Here is a 25,439-nt window from a genome sequence, read left to right as displayed (position 1 = left end):
CTCACTCAATAACGAATTTTGGGATCGATGACGGCATACAACACATCGATGATGGCGTTAAACAGGATCGTCAAACCGCCCACCAGTATGGTCAGGCTGAGCACCAGAGAATAGTCCCGGTTTAATGCACCGTTAACAAACAGTTGCCCAATGCCCGGCAGACCAAAAATGGTCTCGATCACCATTGAACCGGTAATAATGCCGACAAACGCCGGGCCCATGTAGGAGAGCACCGGCAACAAGGCCGGCTTTAGCGCATGGCGCAGAATGATGTGGCGCATCGGCAACCCTTTGGCGCGCGCGGTGCGGATAAAATTGGCGTGCAGCACTTCGATCATCGCGCCGCGCGTGATGCGCGCGATACTGGCGATGTAGGAGAGCGACAGCGCCACCATCGGCAGTAATACATATTTTCCCGCCCCACCGTTCCATCCCCCGGCGGGCAGCCAGCGCAAGGTAATCGAGAACACCAGCACCAAGAGGGGCGCAACCACAAAACTGGGGATCACCACGCCGGTCATGGCAAATCCCATAATGGTGTAGTCCCAACGGCTATTTTGATACAGCGCCGCTACGGTACCTGCCGTCACGCCCAATAACACGGCAAACACGAAGGCGGCCGCACCCAGTTTCGCGGAAACGGGAAATGCACTCGCCACCAGATCATTAACCGAGTAGTCCTTATATTTAAATGACGGGCCAAAATCCCCCTGTACCAATTGCAGCAGGTAATTACCATATTGCTTCAATACCGGATCGTTGAGATGGTATTTGGCCTCAATATTTGCCATCACTTCCGGGGGCAAATTGCGTTCGCCAGTAAAAGGACTTCCCGGCGCTAGCCGCATCATAAAGAACGAGATCGTAATCAATACAAACAGCGTCGGTATCGCTTCCAGACAACGACGCAGTATAAATTTCAGCATGGTTCTACCTATAAAGGCATGGCACCTGTTGCTGTGCTCGCCCCCTCTTCACCGAGGATTTTTTCGGCAAGAGAGCAGCGAAGCACATTCAGGAACGGCGTTAATGTTGCAAAATATAAAGATCTTTCACATGAATATTGTCGAGCGGATCGTTTCCGGTCAGGCCGCCGACATACGGTTTCACCAACCGGGTATTGGCGTAATAAAATATCGGTATCGTCACCGCATCGCGATCCAATTGCGTTTCGGCCTGTTGATACACGGCCGTGCGCGCTTGGTCATTGGTCACTTGCAGTGATTTCACCATAAACGCATCAAACGCCGCGCTTTTGTAATGTGAGGTATTTGAGCTGCTGTCCGATAACATGCTGTTCAAAAATGACGACGGCTCATTATAATCCGCACACCACCCGGCGCGCGCCAGATCATAATTCCCCTGATGGCGCGTGCTGAGAAACGTTTTCCATTCCTGATTTTCCAATTTCACATTCACGCCGATATTTTGCTTCCAGAGCGACGCGGCGGCAATCGCCATTTTCCTGTGCAGATCGGACGTATTATAAAGCAGCGTCAGCGTCAACGGTTTTTCGGGCGAATACCCTGCTTCACGCAATAGTCGCTTGGCCTCGGCATTACGTTTCTCCTGCGGCCAGGTAAACCACTCAGGCACGCTGGCTTTTAAACCATCAATATACGGTGGTACGAATCCATAAGCAGGCATATCACCTTGGTTTTTGACCTTGTTGGTCAAAATCGCCTGATCGAGCCCTAACCGCAGCGCCTGACGCACCCGCACATCAGTAAAAGGCGCACGTTGGTTATTAATTTCGTAATAATAAGAGCACAAATAAGGTGTCACCTTCACTTCATCAGGTATTTCCTGCTTCATTTTTTGAAACAGTTCAATCGGTAAATTGGTGTAGGTGATATCAATTTCACCGCTGCGATAGCGATTTACGTCCGTCACTTCTGAGGAGATGGGTAAATACGTCACCTGCTCAATAGTGGTATGGGCATTATCCCAGTAGTGAGGGTTGCGCGCTAAAACCAAGCGTTCATTGACAACCCAATTTTTCAAGGTATAGGCACCGTTCCCCACCCAATGTTCTGGCTGGGTCCACTTCTCACCGAATTTTTCAACCGCGGAACGATTGACGGGCGACATGGCAGGATAAACCGGAAGTTTATCAAAATAAGGCACCGCTTCGCTCAGCGTCACCTCCAGCGTATGGTCATCCACGGCTTTGACGCCCAACGTGTCCGGCGTTTTCTTTCCAGCTATAATGTCGTCAATGTTGACGATATGTCCGTACTGCAAGTAGCTGGCATAAGGCGAAGCGGTTGCCGGATCGGCTAATCGTTGCCAACTGTAGACAAAATCCTGCGCGGTGACGGGATCGCCGTTTGACCAGCGCGCGCCTTTGCGTAAATGGAAAGTCCAAACGCGGAAATCTTTATTTTCCCAACGCTCGGCCACACCGGGCACCATTTTTCCATTCGGATCGGTAATCACCAGCCCTTCCAACAGATCGCGCGAGACGTTGGACTCTGGCACGCCTTCTATCTTATGCGGATCGAGGGAGGCCACTTCCGCACCGTTGTTGCGCACCAGCACTTGATCCTTGGCTAACAGAGCGCCGGGCGGCGGTGCCGCCTCCGCGACAAGCACACCGCCTCCCCACGTGCCGAACAGCAATGCCACGGTTGCGGCCAGTCGTGTCGTCCCCGTCAGCCATTGACGCCGTTTTTGCGTCGCATCTCCTTTTTGTGAAACAGCGTAACCCGATAACCCGTTGTCCATATCTCCTGTCCTCTCTATGTTATCACATTGATATCACATGGATTCCGTCAAGACTAACCGCTCTGACGGAAATGCAAGACGTTTCCTGGAAAGTGTTTCAAACGTTATTCTGGTCAACCGCTGCCCATTCTGAAATGACGCAATAAACGACGGGCTATTCTCACGCAAGTAACAGGTGAATAATTTTATGGTAATCGAAATATTCAGAGAATAATCCAAATATTTTCCCGCCTATGGCAGGTTATAAATACCAACAAAGGCAACAATAACGCTACAAATAACTACAACAGTTAACAAATATGCTTGCTGAAAGGAGTCAGCATTTTTGAATCGGGATGAAGATCACACAAAAGGCACCCACTAATAGGTATGCTGCTTTCACAGTGTTAAACAGAAGATGCGGAATGAACCACTATCACCCACCGGGAAGAGAGGAGATTACGCCACCGCTGACCCACAGCCCTTTCAGGCAATGAGTAGGTAAACCCTGCATTCAGCCACGAATGCGATGTCGTTATCTATACTTAGCGTTTTGTAATAATGATTTGGCAGCACAGGGTTTGGCAGATCATTGCCTGAAAGAGTTTAACATTATCAGGAGAGCATTATGGCCGTAACAAACGTTGCTGAACTGAACGCATTGGTTGAACGCGTAAAGAAGGCACAGCAGGTCTTCGCCAATTTTTCTCAAGAGCAAGTCGATCAAATCTTTCGTGCCGCCGCCCTCGCCGCCGCCGACGCCCGCATTCCGCTGGCTAAAATGGCGGTAGCGGAATCGGGTATGGGTATCGTGGAAGATAAAGTGATTAAAAACCACTTTGCCTCTGAATATATCTACAATGCTTATAAGGATGATAAAACCTGCGGCATTTTGTCCCAGGATGACACCTTCGGCACCATTACCATCGCCGAGCCTATCGGGTTGCTGTGCGGGATTGTCCCGACGACCAACCCGACCTCCACCGCCATTTTCAAAGCGCTCATCAGTTTAAAAACCCGTAATGGCATCATCTTCTCGCCGCACCCGCGCGCCAAGAATGCCACCAACAAAGCCGCAGACATCGTACTCCAGGCCGCCATCGCAGCCGGCGCGCCGAAAGACATTATTGGCTGGATTGATGAGCCTTCCGTTGAATTGTCCAACCAGTTAATGCACCACCCGGACATCAATATGATCCTCGCCACCGGCGGTCCCGGTATGGTAAAAGCCGCCTACAGTTCCGGCAAACCGGCCATCGGGGTGGGCGCAGGCAATACACCGGTGGTGATCGATGAAACGGCAGATATCAAACGCGCCGTTGCCTCGATTCTGATGTCGAAAACCTTCGATAACGGTGTGATCTGTGCGTCTGAACAGTCGGTGATTGTGGTAGACAGCGTTTATGACGCGGTGCGGGAACGTTTTTCAACCCACGGTGGCTATCTGCTGCAAGGTAAAGAGCTCGAAGCCATCCAATCGATCATTTTGAAAAATGGCTCGCTCAACGCGGCGATTGTAGGTCAGGCAGCGCCAAAAATTGCTGAGATGGCCGGCTTTACCGCCCCCGCTGGCACTAAAGTGCTGATTGGCGAAGTGGTCAACGTGGATGAGTCAGAACCCTTTGCCCACGAGAAACTGTCGCCAACGCTTGCCATGTATCGCGCCAAAGATTTTGACGACGCCGTCGCCAAAGCCGAGAAACTGGTCGCCATGGGCGGTATCGGTCACACCTCCTGTCTGTATACCGATCAGGATAACCAGTTGGCACGCGTCAACCACTTCGGGGCGATGATGAAAACCGCGCGTATTTTAATCAATACGCCAGCCTCTCAGGGCGGTATCGGCGATCTGTACAACTTTAAGCTGGCGCCGTCGCTGACCCTGGGCTGCGGCTCCTGGGGCGGTAACTCCATTTCAGAAAACGTCGGACCCAAACACTTGATTAACAAGAAAACGGTAGCCAAGCGAGCTGAAAATATGTTGTGGCATAAACTTCCGAAATCCATCTATTTCCGTCGTGGCTCCTTGCCCATCGCACTGGAAGAAGTGGCCCAGGATGGCCACAAACGCGCCTTTATCGTCACTGACCGTTTCTTGTTTAACAACGGCTATGTGGATCAAATCTCCTCGGTGCTGAAACAGCACGGCTTGGAAACCGACGTGTTCTTTGAGGTGGAAGCCGATCCGACGCTGAGCATCGTGCGCAAAGGCGCTGAACAAATGCAAGCGTTCAAACCTGACGTGATCATCGCACTCGGTGGCGGTTCGCCGATGGACGCGGCCAAAATCATGTGGGTCATGTACGAACACCCGGATACCCATTTCGAAGAGTTGGCCCTGCGCTTTATGGATATCCGTAAGCGTATCTACAAATTCCCGAAAATGGGCGTGAAGGCGAAGATGATTGCCGTTACCACCACCTCCGGCACCGGCTCAGAAGTGACGCCGTTCGCCGTAGTAACGGACGACGCCACAGGGCAAAAATACCCACTGGCTGACTATGCGCTAACCCCGGATATGGCTATCGTTGATGCGAATCTGGTGATGAACATGCCGAAATCCTTGTGCGCCTTTGGCGGCCTGGATGCGGTTACCCACTCACTGGAAGCCTACGTCTCGGTGCTTGCCAACGAATATTCTGATGGACAAGCGTTGCAGGCATTGAAGCTGCTCAAAGAGAACTTGCCAGCCAGCTACCGTGACGGCGCAAAAAACCCGGTTGCGCGTGAACGCGTTCACAACGCCGCCACCATCGCCGGTATCGCCTTTGCCAACGCCTTCCTTGGGGTCTGCCACTCCATGGCGCACAAGCTGGGTTCCGAGTTCCATATTCCGCACGGTTTGGCTAATGCCCTGCTGATCGCTAACGTCATTCGTTATAACGCCAACGACAACCCGACCAAGCAGACCGCATTCAGTCAATACGACCGTCCGCAGGCGCGTCGTCGTTATGCCGAAGTGGCCGATCACCTGGGGCTGAGCGCACCCGGCGATCGCACTGCCGCGAAGATTGAGAAGCTGTTGACCTGGTTAGATGAAATCAAAACTGAACTGGGCATCCCCACCTCGATTCGCGAGGCTGGCGTGCAGGAAGCTGATTTCCTGGCGAAAGTGGACAAGCTGTCTGAAGATGCCTTTGACGATCAGTGTACCGGTGCCAACCCGCGCTATCCGCTGATCGCTGAGCTGAAACAGATCATGCTGGACACCTACTACGGCCGTCCGTATACGGAGAGTGTTGAAGAAGAGAAAGCCCCGGCCAAAACCGAGAAAAAAGGCAAAAAGGCTAGCTGAGAAGTGCTAACACGCCCTTGCCGTTAAGGTGGGGGCCTCCTTTACCCCAGCGATGCACCGCCTCGCTGGGGTTTTTTATCTGCCTATCTTTTATCTGCCTGTGTTCACGCGCGGGTTAATCCCAATGCGCTTTTGTAGTGTTTGCGACAGACCGACACATAGCGCTCATTGCCGCCGATCACCACCTGTTCACCTTCACGCAGCGGGTTGCCCTGCGCATCAAGCCGCAGCACCCGATTGGCTTTGCGCCCGCAATGGCACACCGTTTTCAACTCGATAAGCTTATCCGCCCAGGCGAGCAAATACTGGCTGCCGGAGAATAATTCGCCCTGAAAATCAGTACGTAGGCCGTAGCACAGCACCGGAATATCCAGTTCATCGACAATGTCCGACAGCTGGTTCACCTGCTCACGGGTTAAAAACTGACACTCATCGATTAATATACAGTGCACCGGCTGCTCACGTTGCGCATTAACCAATACGGTATACAAATCAGTTTGTAAATTAAACACCAGGGCCGGGGCGGAAAGTCCAATACGCGAGCTGACCCGCCCGATACCATCACGGTGGTCTATTTCAGCGGTTAAAATCAGCGTCCTCATCCCCCGTTCCTGGTAGTTATAAGAGGACTGTAATAATGCGGTAGACTTTCCCGCGTTCATTGCCGAGTAATAAAAATAAAGTTGTGCCATGTTTATAACCCCAAAAGAGCGCTTCACCCGCGCAACGCGCGGCGCCGCATTGTATCATATTTTGAAATAACCGGGGTGCCCGCTTGCCTTTGCTGCCCCAAGGGCCGTGAGAGGCAAAACGTCGGGCTCACGCCGCCATCACCGCCACAATGGCGTAGGTAATCGGCGTATATAAGGCGATAGACAATTGTGAAAATTCCTATAGAGGGGAAAACATTAACAGCATGAGCGATATTTAGCGTAAATAATTAGCATTGTATGATATTGGCAAGAACAACGCGGAATCGCCCTCTTGTGAGTAAGGGAACGAGTAACTTGATTTGTGTTTATCGACGCGACAACCTGACGACAGGTAAACGTTGCCGGGTATAAAAAATGCTTATATCGCGCCCGGTCAGCAGCGCCGTTGACCGCTTTAACGCAGCGTGCGGAGTAATACTCAAGTAACCGGTATTTCATTCGTTAACAACGTGGTTTTATTTCACTGAGCAGCAACGTGATATCGGTTTTAAAAACGCCATTTTTTAACAATCTTACAAATTTGACTATTGCAGAAAATAAAATAGCCATCTATTATCACCCTACATACGCCACCAATAATATTATTTGAGATTATCACAATGAGCGAAGCACTAAAGGTTCTAAACAACATCCGTACTCTGCGCGCCCAGGCAAGAGAATGCAGCCTGGATACTTTGGAAGAAATGCTGGAAAAACTGGAAGTCGTTGTCAATGAGCGTCGTGACGAAGATAATCAGGCGCAAGCTGAAATCGAAGAGCGTACCCGTAAATTACAGCAATATCGCGATATGTTGATTGCTGACGGCATCGACCCGAATGAACTGTTGCAATCTTTGGGCGCAGCCAAAACGCCGGGCAAAAGCAAACGCGCCGCGCGCCCGGCAAAATATCAATATACCGATGAAAACGGCGAAGCAAGAACCTGGACTGGCCAAGGCCGCACCCCTGCCGTGATCAAAAAAGCTATTGAAGAGCAAGGTAAATCGCTGGACGATTTCCTGCTGTAATTCCCCATCGGAATCGATGTGCTTATTTAGCAAAAACCCCGGTAACCGGGGTTTTTTTATATCCGTTTTTCGTGACGCCCCGCGAACCACAGGCAAAGCGCCATCGAACCCGGTTATTTCACATCATTTTCATTAACGGTTTCATTAAGCCATGCGGCAAAATCATTACCCAGCGTATTGTGACGCAGGCCGTATTCTACAAATGCACGCATGTAACCCAATTTGTTTCCGCAGTCGTGACTTACACCTTTAAGGTGGTAAGCTTCCACGGTTTCTTTTTCCATCAACATGGCAATGGCATCCGTTAACTGGATTTCATTACCTGCGCCCGGCGGTGTTTTTTCCAGCAGAGACCAAATATCAGCCGAAAGCACATAGCGACCGACAATCGCCAAATTTGAAGGCGCCTCTGAGGCCTTGGGTTTTTCTACTACGCCCACCATCGGTGCACTGTCGCCAGGCTGTAATGTCTGCCCTTTGCAATCAACAACGCCATAGCTGCTCACTTCTTCAACCGGTTCAACCATAATTTGGCTGTGACCCGTTTCGGAGAAACGCGCCAGCATTTCACTCAGGTTGTCTTTCTTCAGATTGGATTCAAATTCATCAATGATAACGTCGGGCAAAATAACGGCGACGGGCTCATCCCCTACCAAAGGATGTGCGCACATAACGGCGTGCCCCAATCCTTTTGCCAGTCCCTGACGTACTTGCATGATGGTGACATGTTTCGGGCAAATAGACTGAACTTCTTCCAGCAATTGACGTTTAACACGCTTTTCCAGCATCGCTTCCAGCTCAAAACTGGTATCGAAGTGGTTTTCAATGGAGTTTTTGGATGAATGTGTTACTAAAATAATTTCGTTCAAGCCTGCGGCGATACACTCATTGACGACGTATTGAATGAGCGGCTTATCCACCAGCGGCAACATTTCTTTTGGAATCGCTTTTGTTGCCGGCAGCATCCGAGTCCCTAGCCCTGCGACGGGGATGACCGCTTTTCTAACTTTTTTATTCACCGTTGACATAACAACCTCTGATATACCGTTCAAATAATGAACTTTATTGCCGGGTTTAATTCGGGATACACCAGCCTGTTCGGCCAGAGACGACACCCGGTAAACGCGATGGCTATGATAAAAATAAAACAACGCTTTATATAGTAGGAAATAAAAATTAATTACGAAAGAGAAGAGTATGCAACAAATTGCATGATGAACGCCTATCAGACTATTCCGTAGGCTTCATCACACGGCGCGGGCGTTCAATCTGTTGATAACATCAGTCGTAAGCGTCCACCGCGTCCCCACACCTGACATTCAAAAGCGGCGCACTCATAGTTTAATTGGTTAAGATATGCCCCATCCAGGGTGCCGAGCGGAATGCCATTGTTTAGCACCAACTGCTCCTCTCCCGCGTTCAGCATGGCATGCAAACCGGCTGAAATGAGGATGAGTCGTTTCAATCCCCGGTGATAGTAGCCCACCAACAGCGGAAAACGCCCATTAAGATTGGCCTGGCGCAGCAATTGGTTGACCTGTCGCAGCAAGACGGGCAATTCGGGCAGACGGTGTTGCTGATTAGCCAGGTGCTCTTGCAACAACCCGTTAAACAGCGTGCGCAGCAACAGGGCGGCCAGCGTGCCGTTATTGTTCACAGCTTGCGTCACATCAAGGCAATAGAACGCCAAATCATCATCAGACAACGCGGCAATATCCAGCACCAGACCCGGTTGCTCCAATGAGGTCAGTTGGCGATAACGCACGCTGCAACCTGCCATTTTTTGTTGCACCGGCGGCTGTAGCTGCGCCAGCAGTTGATTGACCGCGTCTGGCGATTGATTGAGTGAATCCATGTCCTCCATCAACTGCTCAACTTCGTTGAGTTGAGAAGTAAACATGTCGGGATACATGCAGGTCATCACGGCTTCGCGCAAGCGCGCATAATCGCGGATAGGTTTGAGCATCACGTCCTGTACGCCCAGGCGCAGTACTTTGGCGACATCTCCCATCTGACTGGTGGCAGACACCACCAGAATCGGCGTGCGATTATCGTGCAATCTGAGCGTTTCAACGAACTCAATGCCGCCCATCAGCGGCATTTCCAAATCGCACACGATCAAATCAGGGTGATAGTCTTGCATCACGGCTAATGCATCAACCCCGTTGACAGCTTCACGCACAGACGCACCGAGCGATGTCAGATAGCCAGCGATCACTGAACGAAACACCGCCTCATCTTCAACAATCAAAATGTGCTTATCTGTTAATGGCTGACCCATCGATGACCTCATACGTCAACTTCATGCAAATTCCCTCGCGTTGTTCGGCCTTAACCCCTGCCACTCTACACTTTTAACCGCTTCACTACCCATCAGGGCGCAGCGACTCGCACTAGACTGCCTCTCGGTTTACCAACAGTTGCAATTCATCCTGCTTTTTCTCCACCGCCAGGCGTCCTGCGGCAATCGCCTCTTGCGCACGGTGAAAATCCAGCGTGGCAATTTGCGGGCAATAGGGCTGCACCACCACATCAGGCGGGTCGCCAGCCATACGATGCATTTTTAAACGGTTTTCCAACACCTGAATGGAGGCCGTCATGATATCCATTGCTGAAGGTGCGCGGTTGGCACGCTGACGCTGCAATCCCATCGACAAGCGCCGCCGGAGCTTGTGCTGCCAGTTGAGCGACGTCGAATCCGCAGGGTTCTCCTCAGCCATCGCGGCCACTGACAGCATGTCGTCATGTCCCAGCGTTGCGTTATGCTGCAAATCCACCGCAATCACCACGTCAGCGCCCAGCGCGCGAGCCAAAGAAACCGGCACCGGGTTCACCACGGCACCATCAACCAGCCAATAGGCATTGTGTCGCACGGGCGCAAACAGCCCCGGCATGCTGCACGAGGCGCGGATTGCATGGTGCAGATCGCCCTCGGTCAGCCACAGCTCGCGTGCCGTTGTCAGGTTGGTCGCCACCGCCCCGAACTTGATAGCACACTCCTCTATCTGCTGGGTACGCAAGATGTGTCGCACCTGGTTAAATACCCGATCGCCTCGTAATAATCCGCCGCGCTGCCAGGAGAGATCCATCAGGCGAATCACATCCCAATGATGAAACCCGCTCACCCAGCGCGCCATGGCATTCAAGCGATTGGTGGCATAAGCCGCCCCCACCAAGGCCCCGACAGAGCAGCCCGCGACTACATCGACCACGATACCCATTTCGGTCAGTGCTTGAATGACACCAATATGGGCCCATCCTTTTGCCGCACCCGATCCCAGCGCCAAACCAATCTTTCTTTGCTTCATGATATCCTTCTCATCTCGCTATTCATTTTAGCGCACATTGCCACTCACCGAGATTGTTAGGTAACATATCGCCACGCCGTTGAGTTATTTTCACGCAAATATCGATATTTTTTAATTTTTTTTACTGTTAGTAATACATTCAGGAGTCACCGTGCCGCAAAGCTGTCCCTGCGGTAGTGGCAAGCAGTATACCGCATGCTGCCTTCCCTATCTGCAACGCACCGACATCGCACCCACGCCAGAAGCATTAATGCGTTCACGCTATTGTGCTTACGTGGCCCATGACGTTGATTATCTTATCGCTACCTGGGACCCGGCGCTTCAGCCTGAAAAATGGCGTGCCTCAATCACCGAAAGCGCTCAGGATACGCAGTGGCAAAAGTTGAACGTGCTGGCTACCAGCCCGGGCCGCGATGCGGAGGAAGGCTATGTCGAATTCGCCGCGCGCTATACCGATACCGCCCAGCCAGCGCGAACCTCGTTGATGCGCGAGCGCTCGCGCTTCCTTCGTCGCCTCGATCGCTGGTACTATGTAGATGGCGTGCATCTGCAAACAGGCAGAAATGATCGCTGTCCGTGCGGTTCGGACAAAAAATACAAACAGTGCTGCGGGCGCGGATAGGCGCGTAGTGTACGGCAAAAAATGTAACCCGGTGGCATGCTTCCCCTTATCGCGGCGATAAATCGCACGCACGTAGCAGCTTTCGGGCATGATGACAGACGATTTTGGACAGGGTTCTTATTTCCATGCAATCCCAAACGATGCAATCTCAGGCAATACAACGAAAAGTGTTGCGTACCATTTGCCCCGATGCAAAGGGGCTTATCGCGAAAATTACCAACATCTGCTACAAGCACGAATTAAACATTGTGCAGAACAATGAATTTGTCGATCACCGCACCGGGCGCTTTTTCATGCGTACCGAATTAGAAGGGATCTTCAATGACACCACGCTGTTGGCCGATTTGGACGGTGCGTTGCCGGAAGGTTCCGTGCGTGAACTGAGCGATGCGGGCCGTCGTCGCATCGTGGTTCTGGTCACCAAAGAAGCGCACTGTCTGGGCGATTTGCTGATGAAGAGCGCCTACGGTGGTCTGGATGTTGAAATCGCCGCGGTGATTGGCAACCACGATACGTTGCAGACGCTGGTTGAGCGTTTTGATATCCCGTTCCATCTGGTGAGCCATGAAGGGCTTTCCCGCGAAGCGCACGACCAGGTGATGATTGAGCAGATTGATGCCTACAAGCCGGATTACGTGGTGTTGGCCAAATACATGCGCGTATTGACGCCTGCTTTTGTGCAGCACTATCCGAATCGGGTGATCAATATTCACCACTCGTTCCTGCCTGCGTTCATCGGTGCGCGCCCATACCACCAGGCCTATGAGCGCGGCGTGAAGATCATCGGTGCTACCGCGCACTACGTCAACGACAGTCTGGATGAAGGTCCGATCATCATGCAGGATGTGATTAACGTTGATCACACTTATACCGCCGATGACATGATGCGTGCCGGACGCGACGTCGAGAAAAACGTCCTGAGTCGTGCCCTTTACCGCGTGCTGGCACAACGGGTTTTCGTTTACGGCAATCGCACCATTATTCTTTAAGCCGCTGTTTTTCCACTCAACGCTGAGTGGAAAATCCGCAACACGTGTGAAAAAACGGCAAACAAACGCGTTTTTTTGCGTTCGGGCTTTACAGGGGCGGCGCATTTGGTATGATGCGCCCCGCTTACCAAGAAAGCGCACAATCAGTTAGGCCATGGTGGGGTTCCCGAGCGGCCAAAGGGAGCAGACTGTAAATCTGCCGTCACAGACTTCGAAGGTTCGAATCCTTCCCCCACCACCATCTCGCAGCGTCCGTTGCACCGGTTTACCTTCACTGTTTACTCCACTTCCCTGTTAGCATCTTAATTTTACTCACTATCCTTCTAACGCTTTTTGCTCGTGGTATTTACCATACTCTTTCTTGCAGACAAAAGAGCCGGAGAGCATGAACAAGGTCAACGAAGCCAGGGTAATCAGCGTCAGGTCTGCCCCGATAAAACCTAAAGAATAACCGGCCACCAGGCTACCAATACCGGCGCTGATTTTAACCATCGTGCCACTCACCGCGGAAATCCTTGCCGCCAGTTTGAGCGGCATCTGCTGAAGGGTGTACACGTTATAGCTGACGTTCCAGATCCCCCCCATAATGGCTTTGAGGACAAACAGCACAAAGATCGATACGGGATCGGTGAAAACAACAAATCCGAAAAAAATCAGCACGCGGGCCAGGTTTACGCTGAGAACCAACTGCCTGAGCGACAATACTCTAATCACTTTGCGTGAAATAAAGCTGCCGATAAGACCGCCTGCTCCCAGCCCAGAAAGCACCAGGCCGGTTATTTCAAAGGCGGTATTTTGCGCTTTCAGGCTCCATATCACGGTCAGATAGAGAATCGGATGCAGAAAATTGTTAACCGCCGTCAGCGCAACGATGACGGTAAACAATTTATTGTCTCGCAACCAGCGAAATGCCTGTTGAATATCCGCACCCATCGTGGAATGAGCAGGACTTACTGTCTGCGGAACATCGATACGCATCATGAACAGCAAGCACACGGCTAACAGCGAAAATATCAGGTTGACGGAATAGGGAAAGAAAACATTCACGGATATCAGGTATCCACACAGCGCGGGCGCCACCAGTTGAACAGCGCGGGTTCGTATCTCGTAGGTTGACAAGGCTGAAGTAGACGCATGGCCCTGAAGCAACCCTTTGATAAGAACAGGCTCAGCCACTTCGGTAAACACGGTAAATACGCCATAAGCGAGTGAAACCGCCAGAATCCACAGGAAACTGGCATCGCGGAACAAGGTGAGAAATAGCAGGAATAGCGCCAGACAGAGGATGCGCCCACACTCGCTAAATTTTAGTACATTGATTTTATTTGATTTTTCTATGCGCGGTGAGGATATTATTTTGATAAAAATCACCGGACAATAAAAGGCAAACACACACCAGCTAATCTGAACAGGGTCAAGGCTGAGACTCAACGCCAACAAAGGCAGCGTAATGTGGTAAATTTCTATTCCCAGTAGTGAAAACGCAGAACTCGCGACAAAAACGTTGAAGTTGTTCTTCATATTATCCTGATAGCTGAAGACGATCAGATCCGTCTGCTACATTGTCATGAAGAAGCAACATTACGCTGTTTTGTTACCGATTACGGTGCGGTTCCCCACATCTCTTACGCTTTGCCTTTCCAACTGCCCGGCGAGTATGAAAATACTGGCAACTGCCATGACCAGCGGATCGCCGCCAGACGCAGCGACAGCCCCAGCGTAAACGACACCAGCAGATTAATATCGTGGTCTACCTGTAACGCTTTCAGTCCGAGATAAAGCAGCGCTACCAGCAGTGATACGCTGGCATAGAGCTCCTTTCTGAGTACCATCGGCGTGCGGTTGCAGAAGATGTCGCGCAGAATACCGCCGAAGATCCCGGTAACAATCCCGGCCATAATCACCACGGTAAAGGAGTAGTTCAGCTTCTGTGCTACGTTGCAGCCGATAATGGTAAAGGCAATCAGCCCCATGGCGTCCAGGATCAGGAACAGTCGATGCAGGTGGTGCATGATACGGGCAATGACGATAGTGAACAGGCCAGCACCAATCGTCAGATAGATATAGCCGGGGTGTTGCGTCCAGCCAATGGGATAGTTGCCGAGCAGAATATCACGAACGGTGCCACCGCCCAGTGCGGTGATAAAGGCGATCATCGCCACACCAAAAATATCCATGTTCCTGCGCCCGGCGGCCAATGCGCCGGACATGCCTTCTGCGGTAATAGCGATCAGATAGATGTAAGTAAGCACACAAATTTTCCTGTGAAATGTGCCTCTCCCCCTGTCCGTTTTACCTGAGAGTTTATGCAGCTTACGCCGCTTGCCCCTTCGGTGGGTGGCTACGCCGCTAAGCAGCGTGCACACCGCTCTCCAGTCGGCGTATCAACAAAGTGCAGTAAGGTGGCCTGAGCGATTATGGGAGTTTGCGCCTTCGGCGGGTCGCGCGTTGCGCGGTCCTCTCTCCTGCGAGCTGCGAAGTATAAGGGCTTACTATCGCTACTTCAACCTTCCGTTCGTTCGGCAGACCTGAGATAGCATCCGCCGTGCGCCTCTGGCGTGACCTTTGCCTGTTTTTTCTGATACCATCAGCGTCACAATTTCCTGACATGGCAGTGAAGATGAAAGTTATTTCTTTTAATATCAATGGGCTGCGTGCTCGCCCGCACCAACTGGCCGCCATCATCGCCCAGCATCAGCCGGATATCATTGGCTTGCAGGAAACCAAAGTGCACGATGATATGTTTCCCTTCGAAGAGATACGCAAGCTCGGCTATCAGGTCTACTACTACGGGCAAAAAGGCCACTATGGCGTCGCATTGTTGTGTAAAGAGACACCGATTGCCGTGCGCTACGGCTTTCCGACCGACGAACCCGATGCTCAGCGGCGCATCATCATGGCGGATTTTGCCACACCCGCTGGCACGCTGACCGTGATCAATGGTTATTTCCCGCAGGGCGAGAGTCGCGACCATCCGGTGAAATTCCCGGCCAAAACGCGCTTCTATGCCGACTTGCAGAGCTATCTGACACAGCATCACACCCCGGAACAGCCGCTGATCGTTATGGGGGATATCAATATCAGCCCGACGGATCTGGACATTGGCATTGGCGAAGAAAACCGTAAGCGCTGGCTGCGCACCGGTAAGTGTTCGTTTTTACCCGAAGAGCGTGAATGGATGGCGCGCCTGCTGGGATGGGGATTGGTCGATACCTTCCGCGCGCTGGCGCCAGACAGTACCGATCGCTATTCCTGGTTTGACTACCGCTCTGCCGGTTTTGATGACAACCGCGGCCTGCGTATCGATGTAATCCTCGCCAGTCAGGGATTGGCATCGCACTGCACCGCCAGCGATATTGATTATGAGATTCGCGGCATGGAAAAGCCGTCCGACCACGCGCCGATTTGGGCCACGTTCTCTGGGCTGTAACACCCCGCACCGGCAGCCGCTCGCGGCTGCCCTGTCTCTAAAACCATTACTGTTTCAGCACCTGCCAAATCAGATTATTGGTGCCCAACGTTTGCCTGTCACGCGTGCACTGCAACAACACGCCTTCCGTTCGCACCACGGCACCTTCGGTATAATTACGGTTCTCAAACACGCAGCAACGCATACAGTGGTTTTGTGGCTCTCGCCGCGTCGAACCATTGTTATCGCCCCAAATCACACTGGGCGGTACGCCAACCACGATATCCGTGTTGCCCCGAGAGGGCACGGGCATGGTCGTCGCGGCAGATTGCGCCCACGCGGGCAGAGAGGCCAGTGCGCCGACAAACAACATCACCTGTGATGATTTCATCCGTTCTGCTCCTTCGCGGCCTTTTTCGCCGTGGGTTTACGTGTTTTCTTCTGTGTTTTTTGTGGTGCTTGCAGCCCGCGAAACGCCGATGCGGACCGGTTTTGCCGCGCTTGCGCTATCAATCCGCTCAGGGTTTCGGTGAGCGGTTGCATAAAATCTTGATAACGATGTTTTTTTTCACTGATAAGCGTTAAGGTGGCTTCCCAGTTGGCGGTCATATCCGGCAACGCGGCGCTAGGCGGTAATGCATGAATCAGCGCCCGCCCCGCTTCGCTGGCGTGAATGTAACGCCCTTTTTTAAACAGAAAGCTTCGTTTAAAGAGTAGCTCAATAATGCCTGCACGCGTGGCTTCGGTGCCGAGGCCATCGGTTTCACGCAATATTTTCTTCAGCGTTTTGTCTTGCACGAAACGGGCAATACCGGTCATGGCGGAGAGCAACGTGGCATCGGTAAACGGACGTGGAGGCTGGGTTTGCCGCTCCACCACTTCACCTTTCTCACACAGCAGCACATCTCCTTTAGCCACCACTGGCAGCGGCAGGCCGTCGTTTTCGTCGTCGCGCTCCTTGGCACCCAGCAGCGCACGCCAGCCCGCATCGGCCAGAAAACGCGCTTTGGCAATAAATTTCCCCCCGACGATATCGAGGGTAATAACGCATTTACGAAACACCGCATCAGGGCAAAACTGCATCAGATACTGTCGGGCAATCAGCCCATACACCTGACGCTCGTTGTCGCTCAGCGAGACGTTGGCGCTGCGTGCAGTGGGAATAATCGCATGGTGCGCATCGACTTTGCTGTCATCCCAACAGCGGTTACGGCGCTCAAGACTGACCACCGGTTGCGGCAATAGCCCGGAGGCGTGCACCGTAATCGCGTTAATAACCGCGTGACGCCCGGCAAAATGTTCTTCAGGCAGGTAACGGCAGTCCGAACGCGGATAGGTAATCAGCTTATGGGTTTCATACAACCGCTGGCAGGTGTCTAACACCTGCTGTGCACTCAGGCCAAAGCGTTTCGCGGCTTCGATCTGCAATGCAGAGAGAGAATATGGCAGCGGTGCCGTTTCCGACTCGCGCTTATCGGTGTAATCCGTGACGGTGGCAGGCTGTCCGGCAATGCGTTTGACCACATGTTCAGCCAAAGAACGGTGCAGCAGGCGCCCTTCTTCATCCTGATACGGTTCACAGGATTCGCTCGGTTGCCACAGCGCCACAAAGCGTTCATCGGCGGGCGTGACAATGTGCGCCTTGACCTCAAAGTAATCTTTGGCGACGAAATTTTCGATCTCTTCATCACGGCGTACCACCAGCCCCAGCACCGGCGTTTGCACCCGTCCTACGGAAAGCACGCCGTCATAGCCGGCATTGCGCCCCAACAGGGTATAGGCGCGGGTCATGTTGATGCCGTAGAGCCAGTCAGCGCGCGAACGCGCCAGTGCCGATACGCACAGCGGCACAAAGTCGCGGTTATCGCGCAGGCGTTCCACCGCACGCGTCACCGCTTGCGGATTGAGATCGTTGATCAGGCAGCGCCGCACCTGCTGGCGTTTTTCCGGAGCCAACGCCAAATACTCCAGCACTTCATCCACCAGCAGTTGCCCTTCGCGATCCGGGTCACCGGCATGAATTACCTCGGTCGCCTCACCCAGCAACTTCTTGATGGCATTCAGTTGCTTGCTCACCGACGGGCGCGGCATCAACAGCCATTTTTCGGGGATAATCGGCAGATCGGCTAATGACCAACGCGCATAGCGGGCATCATAGGCATCGGGCTGGGCCTGCTCGAGCAAATGCCCGACGCACCAGGTAACCACATCCTGTGAACCGCAGGCAATATAGCCGTCGCCTCGCCGATGCGGTTTGGGCAAAACATCGGCTATCGCTCGGGCGAGGCTGGGTTTTTCAGCAATAAACAGGCGCATTATCAGAAATAACGGACAAATTTTTCCGTGTCCAACGGCACAACCGTGGTGGACGCTTTCAGTTGCGGTGTTCCCAAATAGAGGAACCCAACAATTTCATCTTGTTCGCGGCAACCGAAGGCTTCACGCACCTGTTCGTGTTCAGTCCAAAGACCGCTGCGCCAGATACCGTTGAACCCTTGCGCCAGTGCAGCCATTTGCATCGCCTGTACCGCGCAGCCCGCAGAAATCACCTGCTCCCATTTGGGCACTTTGGGATGATCTTCGCAGTGTGCAATCACGGTGATGACCATTGGGGCACGAAACGGTGCCTGACGGGCTTTATCCTGTGCGGCGGCGTCCAGTCCTTCCTGTTGGGCTGCGGTGTGCAATACCTCACTCAGGCGGGCCAGACCTTCATCCTGTGCAATCACAAAACGCCACGGTTGCAGTGTGCCGTGGTCTGGCGCGCGCATACCGGCGTGAATAATGTTGGCTAACGCGTCGCCTTGCGGTGCCGGAGCGGCCAAACGCGAGGCCGAACGGCGATTGAGTAACAAGTCCAGTGCATCCATCATTTTTCTCCTGTGAACGGCCTGCGTGAAAAACAGCGCCACGCGTTGCCATTACCTGTCATTGCGCGCCACGGTATCACAACTCGCGGTGCGTCAGTAACGGTTTTATGGCAATCCTATCATAGCGGATACCGGTAATAATGCGGGGAGATTCTGATTGTTACTGGCGCTGTTCTGGCGGTTGGCAGGTAATGATGCGCAAGCAGCAAACGCCTGCCTGCGCATCCAACGCAGTGAGCTGCAACGCGCTCAATGCTGCGCCGCGATCACTTCGCGTCGTGACGCAGATGGTACACCTTTAGCTGATTCCAAAAATCGAGGCCAATCAGCTTGTCGTCTCCTGCACGACGAAAGGCGAAGGCACCGCCTTTATTGTGACCGATACGGATAATGCCTTTTTCTTCTGTGCAGGCAATCGCTTTTCATTACAAAATAGACACATTTTTATCAACGGAAGCTACTAATGAAGTTGGCATTTTCCTATACGCTCATTAGGATAGAGAGTAAGTTCGCCCATATTAGCGTGAATGTCGCGGGGCAACCCTTTACTGCTTGCATTGCCCTCAAAAGGAACAGCGAGCAGGCATTATGTTTGGCGTTTTTGGAGATAACATGCGCACACTGTGGCGAATCTTTAGCGGACTTTTCAAGTGGACTTGGCGTCTGCTCAATTTCACCCGCGAGTTTATTCTTAATCTGTTTCTGATTGTGTTGATTCTGGTGGGTGTCGGCATTTATGTGCAGTTTAAAAATGCACCGGCCCAAACACCGCAGGGCGCGCTGCTCGTTGATATAACCGGCGTTATCGTCGATAAACCGACGGTGAATAATAAACTGCGCCAGTTAGGCAGGGAATTTTTTGGCGCTTCCAGCAATCGCCGTCAGGAAAATTCGCTGTTTGATATTGTTAACACTATTCGTCAGGCCAAAACCGACAGCAATATTACCGGTATGGTGCTCGATCTGAGTGATTTCGTCGGCGCCGACCAGCCCTCGCTGCAATATATTGGCAAGGCGTTGCGTGAATTCCGCGACAGCGGCAAACCCATTTTCGCCATCGGTGACAGTTACAGCCAAACGCAATACTATCTGGCCAGCTTCGCGACCACCATTTCGCTGACCCCGCAGGGTAACGTCGATCTGCGCGGTTTCGCCACCAATGGCCTCTATTACAAATCGCTGTTGGAAAAGCTGGATGTGACCAGCCACGTATTTCGCGTCGGTACTTACAAGTCGGCGGTAGAACCCTTCCTGCGTGACGATATGTCCCCCGAAGCGCGCGAAGCCGATATGCGCTGGGTGGGTGGATTGTGGCAAAATTACCTGAATACGGTTGCGGCAAACCGCCAAATCACACCGCAACAGCTGTTCCCCGGAGCCAGTGCGATTATCGCCGGCCTTCAGGCTGTACAAGGCGATCCGGCACGCTATGCGCTGGATAACAAACTGGTGGACGAAGTGGCATCCCGTTCGGTCATCGAACAGAAGCTGGTAAAAACCTTCGGCTGGGACAACAAGAATCAGAGCTTCAACTACACCAGCATTTATGATTACAGCGAAAAACCGACCAACCAAAGCGGCGCGGAAATCGCGGTGATCTTTGCCAGCGGCGCTATCGTTGACGGTCCGGAAACCCCGGGGGTGGTCGGTGGTGATACCACGGCGGCCCAAATTCGGCAGGCCAGACTGGATCCTAAAATCAAGGCGATCGTGCTGCGCGTCAATAGCCCCGGTGGCAGCGTAACCGCCTCGGAGAAGATTCGCGCGGAGCTGATGGCAGTACGTCTGGCTGGCAAACCGATCGTGGTATCGATGGGCGGTATGGCCGCGTCCGGCGGCTACTGGATCTCCACGCCAGCCAACGCCATTATCGCCAGTTCGAGCACCTTGACCGGGTCGATTGGGATATTTGGCGTGATCACCACGTTTGAAAATACCCTTGGTGCTATCGGCGTGCATACCGATGGCGTGGCCACCTCGCCGTTAGCGGATCTCAGCATCACCAAAACGCTGCCGCCCGAGTTTTCGCAAATGATGCAAATCAGCATCGAGCGCGGTTATAAAAACTTCGTCGATCTGGTGGCGCAGTCACGCAAGAAAAGCCCGGAAGAGATTGATAAAATCGCCCAAGGGCACGTTTGGACCGGTGACGACGCCAAGACCAACGGTTTGGTCGATCAGTTGGGTGACTTTGACGATGCGGTCAAAAAAGCGGCCGAACTGGCCAAGCTGGGCCAATACCAGCTCAACTGGTTCGAGGAACAGCCAAGCCTGCTGGATATGATGCTCAACCGCGTCAACGCCGCCGCTCACGCCTGGTTACCGGCCCGACTTCAGGCGATGTTGCCTGCTCCGGTAGCGCAGTTGGCTGAAGTGGTGCAAGCGCAACCGGCGTTGCTCAATACCTTCAACGATCCTCAGCATCGCTATGCGCTTTGCATGGCCTGCGGTGAAGTGAAATAAACCTGGTAACACAGGATTTTCCCTCAGCCCGGCGTATGTCGGGCTGTTTTTCATTTTTTCATCAGCACACCCTTTTTTCATAAGAACAGCATGCAAAAGAAATCCATCTATGTCGCGTATACCGGCGGTACTATTGGTATGCAACGCTCCGCCAATGGTTACATTCCGGTATCTGGTCACCTGCAACAGCAACTGGCTAACATGCCGGAGTTTCATCGCCCGGAGATGCCTGATTTTACCATCCATGAATATGATCCGCTGATTGACTCCTCCGACATGACCCCTGCCGATTGGCAGGCCATTGCTGAGGATATTCAACAGCACTACGATGAGTACGATGGCTTCGTTATTCTGCACGGCACCGATACCATGGCCTTCACGGCGTCAGCCCTCTCCTTCATTATGGAGAATCTGGCCAAGCCGCTCATTGTGACAGGGTCACAAATTCCGTTAGCGGAGTTGCGTTCTGATGGACAAACCAACCTGCTGAACGCCCTGTATGTCGCGGCTAATCACCCGGTGAATGAAGTCAGCCTGTTTTTCAATAACAAGCTGCTGCGCGGTAACCGCACCACGAAAGCGCATGCGGATGGCTTTGATGCGTTCGCCTCCCCCAACTTCCCGACGCTGCTAGAGGCCGGTATTCATATACGCCGCCTGGTGCCGCCTCAATCGGAAACCCCCAGTGGGCCGCTGATCGTGCATCCTATTACCCCGCAACCGATCGGTGTGATTACCGTTTATCCGGGAATTTCAGCGGATGTGGTGCGTAACTTCCTGCGTCAGCCGGTCAAAGCGCTGATATTGCGCTCTTACGGTGTGGGGAATGCACCGCAAAGCCCGGCGCTGTTGGACGAACTGCGTCAGGCATCGGCGCGCGGTATCGTGGTGGTTAACCTCACCCAGTGCATTTCCGGACGGGTGAACATGGAAGGCTACGCCACCGGCAACGCGCTGGCGCAGGCCGGTGTGATCAGCGGTTTTGATATGACGGTGGAAGCCGCGCTGACTAAACTGCATTATCTGCTGAGCCAGCCTGATTTAACCCCGGATACCATTCGCCAGTTAATGCAGCAAGACCTGCGCGGCGAACTGACTCAGGACGCCTAACCCGGATGCTGGAGCTGCCATGAACCCTACCGTCCTACACCATGCAGTCATCAATCATGCCCTGCTGTTGGTCGATTTGCAGAATGATTTTTGCCCGAACGGCGCACTGCCTGTCGCACAGGGTGATGTCACCATTGAGGTTGCCAACGTGGCGATAGCGGCGGCACAGAAGGCCGGGATGCCCATCATTGCCAGCCAGGATTGGCACCCGGCCCATCATCTGAGCTTCGCCAGCAATCATCCGGACGCTGTCGTGGGTGAGTGTGGTGAACTGGCAGGATTAGCGCAGATCTGGTGGCCAGTGCACTGCGTACAGGGTACGCGAGGTGCGGAGTTCCACCCGCGCCTTCATCATCAGGCGTTTGATGCGGTGATACAAAAAGGCACTCAGCCTGACATTGACAGCTACAGCGCTTTTTTCGACAACGGCAAACGCGCCACCACCGCACTGGATAACCTGTTGCGCCAACGCGGCATCACACGGTTGACCATCATGGGGCTGGCAACGGATTACTGCGTAAAATTTACCGTGCTCGATGCGCTGGCACTCGGGTATGAGGTGCAGATCGTTGAAGAGGGCTGCCGCGGTGTGAATCTCCAACCGGACGACAGCGAGGCTGCCCTGGTAGACATGGTGGCTCGCGGAGCGCGCCGCATTTGCCTGGCCGACTTTATCGCAACATCAGCAAATGACTCCGCATAATACTGCGCCCCTGTGCATTCAGGGGCTCGGCTACTGCCGTTCTCGCTGAATCAAGTTGTCGAACGCAAACGCCTGCTTCAGCTCTTGCTTGCTTTTCATCACCAACTCACCGTCGGTATTGATGGTCATGTGCTCCGCATCAACATTATGGCGCGACTGCCACAGCATCACCATTTGCAGGCAATTTTCTTTTTGCTCCGCTGTCAGCGGCACGCCATCAGGCCATTTGCCCAGTTCCACGGCGGTTGCCAGGCGTTGGTAGATATCCGGCGTCAGCGCCGTCACAACCTCATCAAGCTGTTTGTCGAGCATCGTGATTGCCATCCTGTCATTGCTATTTTTGAACAAAACCCAGCAAGCTGAAACGTTTTAGCTACAAGTATCACCGTGAAACGTCAGCCATCCACTTTCCCACCGTCGGTGCCATCGATAAAACTTAACGAGGCCGAGTTGACGCAGTAACGCTCACCGGTAGTTTGCGGGCCGTCGGGGAACACGTGCCCCAAGTGCGCATCGCATTTACCGCAGCGAATTTCAATACGCTGCATGTTATGAGAAAAATCTTCCAGATAGCGAATTGCCCCCTTCGCCACAGGCCGGTCAAAGCTGGGCCAACCGCATCCAGAGTCATATTTGTTGTCGGAATAAAACAGCGCGCTTTGGCAACACAGGCAGTGATACACCCCGGTGCGTTTATTATGCAACAGTTTGCCTGAATAGGCGGGTTCCGTGCCACGTTGCTGTGTCACGTACTGTTGCATCTCCGTCAAGGTTCCCTTGTCTGCTGGTGCAGACGTTGAAGCTGGCTTATCCATGATTGTCTCGTCATCATTTCTGTTTGGCATGGCTAAGTTTAACAAGAATTAACATCCTCATAACGTTTTTTCCGACTAAAATGGGGAGTAACCACGCAACGCCCCAGCAATTGTGATACTCATCACATTTATCGGGCCTGCGGGCTTTATATTGGTGCAAACGCTCCCATTTAAGGGAAAGATGTTCCTAAGTTTCATTACGGCGCTTTTTCGTGCAACCGTTGCGCATCAGATTTGACTTGCCGCAACTATTGACACGATTCCGCTTGACGCTCAGCAAGGTTTTTGTAATTTTACAACCAACCTTTATTCACTAACCATTATTCACAAACCATAGCTGGTGGAATATATGACTATCAAAGTAGGTATCAACGGTTTTGGCCGCATCGGCCGTATTGTTTTCCGTGCTGCTCAGAATCGTTCTGACATCGAGATCGTTGCAATCAACGACCTGTTGGACGCTGACTACATGGCTTACATGCTGAAATACGACTCAACTCACGGCCGTTTTGACGGCACCGTTGAAGTGAAAGACGGTCAGCTGATTGTTAACGGCAAAAAAATCCGCGTTACCGCAGAAAGAGATCCGGCTAACCTGAAGTGGGACGAAGTTGGCGTTGAAGTGGTTGCAGAAGCGACCGGTATCTTCCTGACTGACGAAACTGCACGTAAGCACATCACCGCTGGCGCGAAAAAAGTGGTTCTGACTGGCCCGTCCAAAGACAACACCCCGATGTTCGTTCGTGGTGCCAACTTTGACAAATATGCCGGACAAGATATCGTTTCCAACGCATCTTGCACCACTAACTGCCTGGCACCGCTGGCAAAAGTGATCAACGACAACTTCGGCATCATCGAAGGTCTGATGACCACTGTTCACGCCACCACCGCTACTCAGAAAACCGTTGATGGCCCGTCTCACAAAGACTGGCGCGGCGGCCGCGGCGCATCCCAGAACATCATCCCGTCCTCTACGGGCGCAGCCAAGGCTGTAGGTAAAGTTCTGCCAGAACTGAACGGCAAACTGACCGGTATGGCGTTCCGCGTTCCGACCCCGAACGTTTCTGTGGTTGACCTGACTGTTCGTCTGGAAAAAGCAGCCAGTTACGAAGAAATCAAGAAAGCCATCAAAGCCGCTGCTGAAGGCGAGCTGAAAGGCGTTCTGGGTTATGTTGAAGATGACGTGGTTTCCACCGATTTCAACGGCGAAATTCTGACGTCTGTGTTCGATGCCAAAGCCGGTATCGCGCTGAACGACAACTTTGTGAAACTGGTTTCCTGGTATGACAACGAAACCGGCTACTCCAACAAAGTACTGGACCTGATCGCCCACATCTCCAAATAAGGCGACGGTGCGATAAGCGATGCAAGGGGCGACGTAATGTCGCCCTTTTTATTAGCTGCGTTCCGCCATGATGCAACACGAAAT

22 protein-coding genes, 1 tRNA gene and 1 riboswitch are annotated in these 25,439 nt (G+C 52.8%); of the genes, 10 read left to right on the top strand and 13 right to left on the bottom strand.

Annotated features, from left to right (window positions below; genetic code table 11):
- Positions 1 to 5 precede the first annotated feature (5 nt).
- Together oppB and oppA are read right to left on the bottom strand one after the other, a co-directional pair.
- Entirely contained in the window at positions 6 to 926 is a 921-nt protein-coding gene (gene oppB, locus J5069_RS03950; protein ID WP_264642622.1) for an oligopeptide ABC transporter permease OppB, read from the bottom strand.
- Positions 927 to 1,026: 100 nt separating this feature from the next.
- Positions 1,027 to 2,727, bottom strand: a complete 1,701-nt coding sequence (oppA, locus tag J5069_RS03945) for an oligopeptide ABC transporter substrate-binding protein OppA (RefSeq protein ID WP_413542200.1) — start codon at positions 2,725 to 2,727, stop codon at positions 1,027 to 1,029.
- A 607-nt stretch (positions 2,728 to 3,334) separates the two neighbouring features.
- Between oppA and adhE the strand changes: the two genes are divergently transcribed.
- On the top strand, positions 3,335 to 6,001 hold the full coding sequence (gene adhE / locus J5069_RS03940; protein ID WP_264642621.1) for a bifunctional acetaldehyde-CoA/alcohol dehydrogenase: 2,667 nt from the start codon (positions 3,335 to 3,337) through the stop codon (positions 5,999 to 6,001).
- 104 nt (positions 6,002 to 6,105) lie between these two features.
- Here adhE and J5069_RS03935 read toward each other — a convergent pair whose 3' ends face one another.
- Entirely contained in the window at positions 6,106 to 6,693 is a 588-nt protein-coding gene (locus J5069_RS03935) for a thymidine kinase (protein WP_264642620.1), read from the bottom strand.
- A 620-nt stretch (positions 6,694 to 7,313) separates the two neighbouring features.
- Here J5069_RS03935 and hns point away from each other — a divergent pair.
- Complete coding sequence (gene hns / locus J5069_RS03930) at positions 7,314 to 7,721, top strand: histone-like nucleoid-structuring protein H-NS (protein WP_222160708.1); 408 nt, start codon at positions 7,314 to 7,316, stop codon at positions 7,719 to 7,721.
- A gap of 113 nt (positions 7,722 to 7,834) precedes the next feature.
- Here hns and galU read toward each other — a convergent pair whose 3' ends face one another.
- The 3 genes from galU to rssA all read right to left on the bottom strand — a co-directional run bounded on the left by galU (position 7,835) and on the right by rssA (position 11,029).
- Positions 7,835 to 8,749, bottom strand: a complete 915-nt coding sequence (gene galU / locus J5069_RS03925; RefSeq protein ID WP_264642619.1) for a UTP--glucose-1-phosphate uridylyltransferase GalU — start codon at positions 8,747 to 8,749, stop codon at positions 7,835 to 7,837.
- 236 nt (positions 8,750 to 8,985) lie between these two features.
- On the bottom strand, positions 8,986 to 10,002 hold the full coding sequence (gene rssB, locus J5069_RS03920) for a two-component system response regulator RssB (protein WP_264643721.1): 1,017 nt from the start codon (positions 10,000 to 10,002) through the stop codon (positions 8,986 to 8,988).
- A 112-nt stretch (positions 10,003 to 10,114) separates the two neighbouring features.
- Positions 10,115 to 11,029, bottom strand: coding sequence for a patatin-like phospholipase RssA (gene rssA / locus J5069_RS03915; RefSeq protein ID WP_264642618.1), 915 nt, complete (start codon positions 11,027 to 11,029; stop codon positions 10,115 to 10,117).
- Between the two features lie 151 nt (positions 11,030 to 11,180).
- Here rssA and J5069_RS03910 point away from each other — a divergent pair, with 151 nt between their 5' ends.
- The 3 genes from J5069_RS03910 to J5069_RS03900 all read left to right on the top strand — a co-directional run bounded on the left by J5069_RS03910 (position 11,181) and on the right by J5069_RS03900 (position 12,881).
- On the top strand, positions 11,181 to 11,651 hold the full coding sequence (locus tag J5069_RS03910; RefSeq protein ID WP_264642617.1) for a YchJ family protein: 471 nt from the start codon (positions 11,181 to 11,183) through the stop codon (positions 11,649 to 11,651).
- A 140-nt stretch (positions 11,652 to 11,791) separates the two neighbouring features.
- Positions 11,792 to 12,640: a formyltetrahydrofolate deformylase gene (gene purU, locus J5069_RS03905; RefSeq protein WP_264643720.1), complete on the top strand. Its 849-nt coding sequence runs from the start codon at positions 11,792 to 11,794 to the stop codon at positions 12,638 to 12,640.
- Positions 12,641 to 12,796: 156 nt separating this feature from the next.
- Positions 12,797 to 12,881, top strand: a tRNA-Tyr gene (locus J5069_RS03900).
- Positions 12,882 to 12,955: 74 nt separating this feature from the next.
- On the opposite strand, the gene J5069_RS03895 is transcribed toward J5069_RS03900, so the two are convergent.
- On the bottom strand, positions 12,956 to 14,161 hold the full coding sequence (locus tag J5069_RS03895; protein WP_264642616.1) for an MFS transporter: 1,206 nt from the start codon (positions 14,159 to 14,161) through the stop codon (positions 12,956 to 12,958).
- 104 nt (positions 14,162 to 14,265) lie between these two features.
- Entirely contained in the window at positions 14,266 to 14,892 is a 627-nt protein-coding gene (locus J5069_RS03890; protein WP_264642615.1) for a trimeric intracellular cation channel family protein, read from the bottom strand.
- A gap of 133 nt (positions 14,893 to 15,025) precedes the next feature.
- Positions 15,026 to 15,118, bottom strand: a riboswitch (glycine riboswitch).
- 142 nt (positions 15,119 to 15,260) lie between these two features.
- On the opposite strand from J5069_RS03890, the gene xthA reads away from it, so the two are divergent.
- Complete coding sequence (gene xthA, locus J5069_RS03885; RefSeq protein WP_264642614.1) at positions 15,261 to 16,070, top strand: exodeoxyribonuclease III; 810 nt, start codon at positions 15,261 to 15,263, stop codon at positions 16,068 to 16,070.
- 46 nt (positions 16,071 to 16,116) lie between these two features.
- On the opposite strand, the gene J5069_RS03880 is transcribed toward xthA, so the two are convergent.
- The 3 genes from J5069_RS03880 to J5069_RS03870 are packed head-to-tail and all read right to left on the bottom strand — an operon-like array spanning position 16,117 to position 18,919.
- Positions 16,117 to 16,440, bottom strand: coding sequence for a DUF1496 domain-containing protein (locus J5069_RS03880; RefSeq protein WP_413542199.1), 324 nt, complete (start codon positions 16,438 to 16,440; stop codon positions 16,117 to 16,119).
- Positions 16,437 to 18,365 carry a DNA topoisomerase III gene (locus J5069_RS03875; protein WP_264642613.1) on the bottom strand — a complete coding sequence of 643 codons (1,929 nt, stop codon included), beginning with the start codon at positions 18,363 to 18,365 and terminating at the stop codon, positions 16,437 to 16,439. The genes J5069_RS03880 and J5069_RS03875 overlap by 4 nt, the downstream gene beginning before the upstream one ends.
- A gap of 2 nt (positions 18,366 to 18,367) precedes the next feature.
- A complete protein-coding gene (locus J5069_RS03870; RefSeq protein ID WP_264643718.1) occupies positions 18,368 to 18,919 on the bottom strand; it encodes an NAD(P)H nitroreductase in 552 nt (183 codons plus the stop codon).
- A 612-nt stretch (positions 18,920 to 19,531) separates the two neighbouring features.
- On the opposite strand from J5069_RS03870, the gene sppA reads away from it, so the two are divergent.
- From sppA to pncA, 3 genes are all read left to right on the top strand, one after another.
- Positions 19,532 to 21,382, top strand: coding sequence for a signal peptide peptidase SppA (gene sppA / locus J5069_RS03865; protein ID WP_264642612.1), 1,851 nt, complete (start codon positions 19,532 to 19,534; stop codon positions 21,380 to 21,382).
- A 90-nt stretch (positions 21,383 to 21,472) separates the two neighbouring features.
- A complete protein-coding gene (ansA, locus tag J5069_RS03860; protein ID WP_264642611.1) occupies positions 21,473 to 22,492 on the top strand; it encodes an asparaginase in 1,020 nt (339 codons plus the stop codon).
- Positions 22,493 to 22,541: 49 nt separating this feature from the next.
- Complete coding sequence (gene pncA / locus J5069_RS03855; RefSeq protein ID WP_264643717.1) at positions 22,542 to 23,195, top strand: bifunctional nicotinamidase/pyrazinamidase; 654 nt, start codon at positions 22,542 to 22,544, stop codon at positions 23,193 to 23,195.
- 30 nt (positions 23,196 to 23,225) lie between these two features.
- Here pncA and J5069_RS03850 read toward each other — a convergent pair whose 3' ends face one another.
- Both J5069_RS03850 and msrB read right to left on the bottom strand, forming a co-directional pair.
- Positions 23,226 to 23,519, bottom strand: coding sequence for a YeaC family protein (locus tag J5069_RS03850; protein ID WP_264642610.1), 294 nt, complete (start codon positions 23,517 to 23,519; stop codon positions 23,226 to 23,228).
- 71 nt (positions 23,520 to 23,590) lie between these two features.
- Positions 23,591 to 24,010, bottom strand: coding sequence for a peptide-methionine (R)-S-oxide reductase MsrB (gene msrB / locus J5069_RS03845; RefSeq protein WP_264642609.1), 420 nt, complete (start codon positions 24,008 to 24,010; stop codon positions 23,591 to 23,593).
- Between the two features lie 349 nt (positions 24,011 to 24,359).
- On the opposite strand from msrB, the gene gapA reads away from it, so the two are divergent.
- Entirely contained in the window at positions 24,360 to 25,355 is a 996-nt protein-coding gene (gene gapA / locus J5069_RS03840; protein ID WP_264642608.1) for a glyceraldehyde-3-phosphate dehydrogenase, read from the top strand.
- Positions 25,356 to 25,439 lie beyond the last annotated feature (84 nt).

Source organism: Candidatus Symbiopectobacterium sp. NZEC127 (assembly GCF_025962675.1).
Lineage (GTDB): Bacteria > Pseudomonadota > Gammaproteobacteria > Enterobacterales > Enterobacteriaceae > Symbiopectobacterium.
The sequence above is the reverse complement of the archived record's forward strand: the minus strand, read 5'-3'. Positions and strand labels throughout refer to the sequence as shown.